This is a genomic window from Flavihumibacter sp. CACIAM 22H1 (genome assembly GCF_001601815.1).
In the GTDB taxonomy this organism is placed as follows: domain Bacteria; phylum Bacteroidota; class Bacteroidia; order Chitinophagales; family Chitinophagaceae; genus Flavihumibacter.
The window spans coordinates 28,615-36,362 of record NZ_LUKG01000047.1 but is presented as its reverse complement, the minus strand read 5'-3'; the positions used below and the strand labels follow the sequence as shown (position 1 = coordinate 36,362).

At 46.9% G+C, this 7,748-nt stretch carries 6 protein-coding genes; 5 read left to right on the top strand and 1 reads right to left on the bottom strand.

The window, feature by feature from the left end:
- The 4 genes from A1D16_RS13515 to leuB form a co-directional block, all read left to right on the top strand.
- Positions 1–1,049: 3-isopropylmalate dehydratase large subunit (locus A1D16_RS13515; protein ID WP_290710353.1), on the top strand; the 1,049-nt coding region annotated here is incomplete at its 5' end.
- 66 nt (positions 1,050–1,115) lie between these two features.
- Entirely contained in the window at positions 1,116–1,712 is a 597-nt protein-coding gene (leuD, locus tag A1D16_RS13510) for a 3-isopropylmalate dehydratase small subunit (protein WP_290710352.1), read from the top strand.
- A 20-nt stretch (positions 1,713–1,732) separates the two neighbouring features.
- Complete coding sequence (locus tag A1D16_RS13505) at positions 1,733–3,256, top strand: alpha-isopropylmalate synthase regulatory domain-containing protein (RefSeq protein WP_290710350.1); 1,524 nt, start codon at positions 1,733–1,735, stop codon at positions 3,254–3,256.
- A gap of 16 nt (positions 3,257–3,272) precedes the next feature.
- Positions 3,273–4,346 carry a 3-isopropylmalate dehydrogenase gene (gene leuB, locus A1D16_RS13500; protein WP_290710348.1) on the top strand — a complete coding sequence of 358 codons (1,074 nt, stop codon included), beginning with the start codon at positions 3,273–3,275 and terminating at the stop codon, positions 4,344–4,346.
- 47 nt (positions 4,347–4,393) lie between these two features.
- On the opposite strand, the gene A1D16_RS13495 is transcribed toward leuB, so the two are convergent.
- Complete coding sequence (locus A1D16_RS13495; protein WP_290710344.1) at positions 4,394–5,422, bottom strand: 6-bladed beta-propeller; 1,029 nt, start codon at positions 5,420–5,422, stop codon at positions 4,394–4,396.
- Between the two features lie 231 nt (positions 5,423–5,653).
- Here A1D16_RS13495 and A1D16_RS13490 point away from each other — a divergent pair.
- On the top strand, positions 5,654–7,748 hold a 2,095-nt coding region (locus tag A1D16_RS13490; RefSeq protein WP_290710342.1), incomplete at its 3' end, for a two-component regulator propeller domain-containing protein.

Here is a 7,748-nt window from a genome sequence, read left to right as displayed (position 1 = left end):
GCATCACCCTGCCCGGAATGACCATTGTATGCGGCGACAGCCATACCTCCACACACGGCGCCTTCGGCGCTATTGCCTTCGGTATCGGCACATCGGAAGTGGAAATGGTACTCAGCTCTCAATGTATTATGCAGCCCCGCCCCAAAACCATGCGGATTGTGGTAAATGGCAAACTGGCAAAAGGTGTGGTTCCTAAAGACGTAGTGCTCTATATTATTTCGCAGTTAACCGCGGCAGGCGCCACCGGCTATTTCGTAGAATTTGCCGGCGAAGTATTTGAACAAATGAGCATGGAAGGCCGGATGACGGTTTGTAATATGAGTATTGAAATGGGTGCACGCGGCGGTATGGTAGCCCCCGATGCAACTACCTTCAATTATATCCAGGGAAGAGAAAAAGCACCCAAAGGAGCCGATTGGGATAATGCCCTGGCATATTGGAAAACCCTGCATACAGAAGAAGGTGCTCAATTCGATAAAGAATATGTTTTTGATGCCGCAGCGATTGAACCTATGATCACCTTCGGTACCAACCCGGGCATGGGCATCGGCATCAGCCAGCAGATTCCTGTTTCACAGGAAAACGGTTCTGGAAAAGCCAGCTACGAAAAATCACTGAACTACATGGGCTTCCAGGAAGCAGAACCGATGCTGGGGAAAAAAGTGGACTATGTATTCATCGGCTCTTGCACCAATGGCCGTATCGAAGATTTCCGCGCCTTTGCATCTATTGTAAAAGGTCGCAAAAAAGCAGACCATATTACCGCCTGGATTGTACCAGGTTCACATATCGTAGAACAACAGATCCGCGAAGAAGGTATCCTGGATATACTTACCGAAGCCGGCTTTCAACTAAGACAGCCTGGCTGCTCTGCCTGCCTGGCAATGAACGATGATAAAATTCCTGCCGGCAAGTATGCAGTTAGTACCAGCAACCGCAACTTTGAAGGACGGCAGGGCCCGGGTGCCCGCACCATGCTTGCCAGCCCGCTGGTAGCAGCTGCCGCCGCTGTAACCGGCGTAGTAACCGACCCCCGGCAACTCATGTAAACCAACCCTGCGTTGCCGACCCGTACTACATCTTAATTATTTTGTTTTTACTTCTAACTTTCTATCATGGCCTACGATAAATTTACTGTGCTTCGCTCTTCCGCTGTTCCCATGCCTATTGAAAACGTGGATACCGACCAGATCATCCCGGCTCGCTTCCTCAAAGCCACTGAACGCAAAGGCTTTGGCGATAACCTGTTCCGCGACTGGCGCTATAATAACGACAATACTCCCAAACAGGAATTTGTACTGAATAACCCCATTTATTCCGGTAAAATACTGGTTGGCGGAAAAAACTTCGGCAGCGGAAGTAGCCGCGAACATGCAGCCTGGGCAATTTATGACTATGGATTCCGTTGCGTAGTATCCAGCTTTTTTGCCGATATCTTCAAGAATAACTCACTGAATGTAGGCATTCTTCCTGTGCAGGTATCGCCAGAATTCCTGGACAAAATTTTTAAAGCCATCGAAGCCGATCCCCAGGCAGCACTGGAAGTAAACCTTCCCGCACAAACCATTACCATCCTTTCAACCGGCGACCAGGAATCCTTTGATATCAACGGGTATAAAAAACATAACCTGATGAACGGCTTTGACGATATCGATTATTTGCAATCGATGAAAGAAGAGATCAAAGCATTTAGTTCCAAGAGTCTGTATTAATAGCAAGCCCCCTCATCAGCATGTCACCTGCGAAGCGATCAGTAGAGATAATGGACACCACCCTGCGGGACGGTGAACAAACCAGCGGTGTTTCTTTTTCCGCATCGGAAAAACTAACCATTGCCCAGTTATTGTTAACCGAAGTAAAAGTAGACCGTATCGAAATTGCCTCCGCCAGAGTGTCGGAAGGGGAGTTTGATGCCGTAAAAAAAATAACCAAATGGGCAAAAGCCAACGGGTTTTTGAATAAAGTAGAAGTACTGACATTTGTAGATGGCGATGTAAGCATACAATGGATGCAGGAAGCAGGTGCTAAAGTAATGAACCTCTTAACCAAAGGCTCACTTAACCACCTTACGCATCAACTAAAGAAAAAACCCGAACAACATTTTGCCGATATTAAGGAAGTATTAGCCCTTGCCAAAAAGAAAGGCATTGAAGCTAATATTTACCTGGAAGACTGGAGCAATGGCATGCGGCACTCACCGGAGTATGTGTACCAATACCTCGACTTCCTTACAACCCAGCCCATCAAACGTATTATGCTGCCCGATACCCTGGGCATACTGACACCGGAAGAAGTAAAGGAATTTATTTCGGCTATTGTTCAACGTTACCCCGATGTACATTTTGATTTTCATGCCCATAATGATTATGACCTCGGTACGGCAAACGTACTTGAAGGCGTAAAAGCCGGCGCACATGGTCTGCATCTTACTATTAATGGCATGGGCGAACGGGCAGGCAACGCCCCGCTGGCAAGCGCCATTGCTGTACTGAATGATTTTATGCCGGGCATAAAAACGAACGTGGTAGAAAAATCGCTCTACAGTGTAAGTAAACTGGTAGAAACATTTTCGGGCTTCCGGATTCCGGTAAATAAGCCGGTAGTGGGCGAAAATGTATTTACCCAAACTGCTGGTATCCACGCCGATGGCGATAAAAAGAATAAACTCTATTTCAGCGACCTGATGCCTGAACGTTTCGGGCGCCAACGTAAATATGCCCTCGGTAAAACCAGCGGCAAAGCCAATATTGAAAACAACCTGGCACAACTTGGCATACAGTTATCTGACCAGGACCTGAAAAAAGTAACCCAGCGTATCATTGAACTGGGCGACCGCAAAGAAGTGGTTACCCAGGCAGACCTGCCCTATATTATTTCGGATGTACTGGATAGTAATACCATTGAAGATAAAGTGCGTATTGAAAATTATGCGCTGGTACATGCTAAAAACCTGAACCCATCGGTTACTATTAAAGTGAGCCTGGCAGGTGAATTATTTGAAGAACAGGCGCAGGGCGATGGACAATACGATGCCTTCATGAACGCACTCAAAAAAATCTACAAACAGAAAAAAATCGACTTGCCTGTACTAACCGACTACGCGGTACGAATTCCTCCCGGTGGTAAAAGCGACGCCCTCTGCGAAACCGTTATTACCTGGAAAAACCAAACCCGCGAGTTTAAAACCCGTGGGCTGGACAGCGACCAGACCGTTTCGGCCATAAAGGCAACCGTGAAAATGCTTAATATTATCTGATCAATTATTTCAATCAATGGCGAATAAAAAAATTTTAGTGGTGCCGGGAGACGGTATCGGGCAGGAAGTAACTGCAGTTGGTAAAAAAGTACTCGAAACCATTGCAGCTAAATTCGGACACAGCTTCAGTTACGATGAGGCGCTGATTGGCCATGTTGCCATTGAAGCTACCGGGCAGGCTTTACCCGATGAAACCCTGGTGAAAATGAAGGCCTCCGATGCCGTTTTATTCGGCGCAGTCGGGCACCCCAAATACGATAATGATCCTTCTGCTAAAGTTCGCCCGGAACAGGGCCTGCTGAAAATGCGCAAGGAACTGGGCCTGTATGCCAACCTTCGTCCAATTAAATTATTTGATGAACTGCTGGACGCATCCAGCATTAAACCCGAGATTCTGCGGGGCGCTGATATCCTCTTTTTCCGTGAGCTGACCGGAGATATCTACTTTGGCGAAAAAGGACGTAAAAACGATGGCGATACCGCCTACGACCTGGCTGAATACAGCCGGTACGAAGTAGAACGCATTGCCCGTAAAGCATTTGAAGCAGCCCGCACCCGTCGCAAAAAACTCTGTTCGGTAGATAAAGCCAATGTGCTGGAAACATCTCGCCTGTGGAGAGAAGTGATCCAGAAAATTGCACCCGAATACCCCGATGTGGAAGTGGAACACCAGTTTGTAGATGCCACGGCCATGTTGCTGATCAAAGATCCCCGCCGTTTTGATGTGGTGGTAACCGCCAACCTGTTTGGTGATATCCTTACCGATGAAGCTTCGCAAATTGCCGGCTCCATGGGTATGCTGGCCAGTGCTTCCGTAGGTGATGGAACCGGCGTTTATGAACCTATCCATGGCTCTGCGCATGATATTACCGGCAAGGGCGTTGCCAATCCGCTGGCGTCTATTCTTTCTGCTGCCCTACTGCTGGATATTTCTTTTGGAATGAAGGCCGAATCCGAAGCCGTTATCAACGCAGTAGATAAGGTATTAAAAGCGGGTTACCGTACCGGTGATATTGCCGATGCCGCAACACCCAAAGACAAAATCCTTGGCACTGCCGCCATGGGCGAAAAAGTAATTGCTGAAATCTGATCACTATTTTTTCACCGGCCGGGCATTACCCGGCCGGTGAAAAATACTTATACCAGTGGCTTGAGTTTATAGGGATAAACCTGGCGGGAATTCCACTGGGCTACATATATATTTTCTTCATCATCGATACATACATCGTGGGGATATGCAAACAATGGATTGGTTTGCGTAAGCGGCTGCAAAACCCCGTTCTTATAAACCGGCGCATTGCCACCCGGGTTAGACACTACCTTATTGTTTTTATCAAGAATGGTAATAAAACCGGATGACTGCCAGGGACGATCACTCGACTGTAATACGGCCGCATACAGGTAATCGCCTTTGATCACCGGCCGGCAAACCCAGGCACCAGGTAAGGCAATGGTATCGAGGTAATTTCCTTTCAGATCATACCGCTTAAACGCATTCTCCTCTCTAGAAGTAACCAGGAGACAGGGCTTTTTCTTATCCCGGTTATCAAAGCAAACACCGTGTGCATTTTTGAGGTGCTTCGCTTCCGTTCCCCGTCCGCCAAAGTATCCGAGGAACTGTCCTTTGGCATTATAATGCAGGATATAATCCTTGCCGTAGCCGTCAGCCACATAAATGTCGCCATTCGGCGCAATAGTGGTTTCCGTAGGCACATACTCCTCTGCTTTTGAATAAATGCCCGCTTCTGCCGGGTAATCCAATACCATCAGCTCCCGTCCATCTAGGGTGGTTTTAATTACCTGGTGGCGGTTATTATCACATATAAACAATACATCTGTTCCATTTTCATTAAACAGGGTAAGCCCATGTGCCCCGGGATAACTGGTACCCCAATAACTCAGCAGCTTTCCCGCTTTATCATAGATCAATACATTGTTTTTGGTTTCATTCGTAAGCAGGATGATTCTGCCCTGCGCATCCTGCACCATTTCATGGCAATCTTTTACCGGGTTCTTAGACACATCGGCCTGGCTCCAACGCGTATCTATTTTATACCGTTTGGGGCCGTGCCCGAACTGGGGTTCCTGGTTGATCCCATCCAATGGGTTTAACATAATTCCAGCCATGGCAATGGAGCTGTTTTTTACAAATTTTCTGCGATTCATAGGCTAAATATACAGAATCCCAAAAAGATAAATTCACCGGAAAACCATGTTATTATGCCCTTTTCTAGTCCTCTATTAACCTCCCCCGAGCACTTGGCTGCCAATACTTACTAACGGAAAAGAATAAGCGAGATAATTGCCCAACCCCGGCTTTTTGCCATTTTCCCGTAGCCGGGCATGAATTATTGTGAAAATTACACTATATTAACAGACCGGATTTATACTGCTGCCATGAGTCGCCTGCTTACCTTATTCCTTGTATTGATCTGCCCCTTGCTGATGAACGGGCAGGCTTCTGAATACAGCTTTTCCCAACTCGATATCAGTAATGGCCTGTCCAATAACCAGGTGAACTGCATTTTTAAAGATGCCCGCGGCTTTATGTGGTTTGGGACCATGTCTGGACTTAACCGCTATGACGGGTATTCCTTTAAAACCTACAAACACAGCGACCAGGACAGTACCACCATTATGGACGACCATGTGTCGCATATTTATGAAGGTCCGGAAAAGAAAATATGGGTACGCACTCAGAGCACCTGGAATATATACGATGTAAGCACCGAAAAAGTAACCCGCCGCTCTGATCTTTACCTACTTTCCAAAGACCTGCCCATCGACGGACTGGTATCTATCCTAAAACACGAAAAAGACTATTATTTTGTATATGCCGATGCCGGAATTTACCAGTATTCGGAAACAGGTAAAGTAAAACAACTCAAACAAACCAGGATCGAAAAAGGCGCTCCCAACCCAATTACCAGCGCTGCCCTCGACTCCAAAAACTACCTCTGGCTGGTACGGTATAATGGCTTACTGGAAAAATATGATACCGAACAGGATAAAAAACTGGTACAAACACAGATCCTGCAAAACCAGCCCGTTCGTTTTTACCAGGGATTGTCGCTTTTTATTGACAAACAGGACGAAATCTGGATTTACCAGCGAAGCTCTACCCTGGGAGTATTTCATTACAACCCCGCGCGCAACAGCATCCGGTTTTTGAATGAACATTCCGCTCCACTTGCCTTAAGCAGCAATACCATTACCGGCATTGCACAGGATCCGGAAGGCAAGATCTGGATCATTACCGATCATGGCGGCGTAAATATTATTAACCAGGAGCGCAATAAAGTAGACGTGCTGAAAACTAAGGAAGGAGACCCCAGTTCCATTGCAGAAAATGCACTCTATGCAGTATACCCCGATAACCTGGGTATTATGTGGCTGGGCACCTATAAAAAAGGAATTTCATTTTATGACAGGAATCGCCTGCAGTTTCCCCTGGTAAAACACCGCTCATCTGATAAAAACAGCTTACCCTTTGAAGATATTAATTCCTTTGTGGAAGATAAGGCCGGCAACCTGTGGATCGGTTCCAACGGGGGTGGCCTGCTCTATTTTGACCGAAAGAAAAACAGTTTTCAACAATACCGGCATGAGCCCGGTAATCCCCGTTCACTGGGCAACGATGTAATAGTTTCCCTGTTCCTGGATCACCAGGATAAATTATGGATCGGTACCTACCAGGGCGGATTGGATTGTTTCGACGGAACTTCGTTTACACATTACCGCCATAACGAACAGGATCCACGCTCACTGGCTAATGATAATGTATTTGCGATTTATGAAGACCACAACCTGAATTTATGGATCGGGATGCTGAATTCCGGCCTCGATCGGCTGGATAGAACTACCCACACTTTCTACCATCACAACCTGTCGGTACCCAATACACTGCACCACGATAATGTTACGAGTTTAACCGAAGACTCTCGCGGTAATTTATGGATCGGCACCTCCTGGGGTATTGATGTACTGGACAAAGCAAGCGGCCGGTTTATCAGCTATACCGCTGAAAACAGCAAGCTTAGTTATAACAGCATCAACGGCATACTGGAAGACAATAGCGGGCATATCTGGATTGCCACCCACCGGGGCCTGAATGTATTGCCTCGTGGCACCAACGAATTTCAAAGCTTCAGCACCAAGGATGGCTTGCCGGATAATGCCATATTAGATATTGTACAGGACAACCAGCATAAACTCTGGATAAGCACCAAATCGGGTTTATCAAAAATTGATATTATCCAGGAGCCAGGCCAGCCCATTCAACTGCGCTGCGTCAATTTTAGTGAACACGATGGGTTACAGGGCCGTGAATTTAACCGCTATGCCGCTTACAAAACAAGAGCCGGAGAACTACTTTTTGGCGGCGCTTATGGATTTAACCTGTTTAAACCGGAGGAACTTAAAACCAGCAGCCAGGAGCCACCGGTTGTTTTAACGGATTTCCAGCTCTTTAACCGCTCGGTTAATGTTGGGG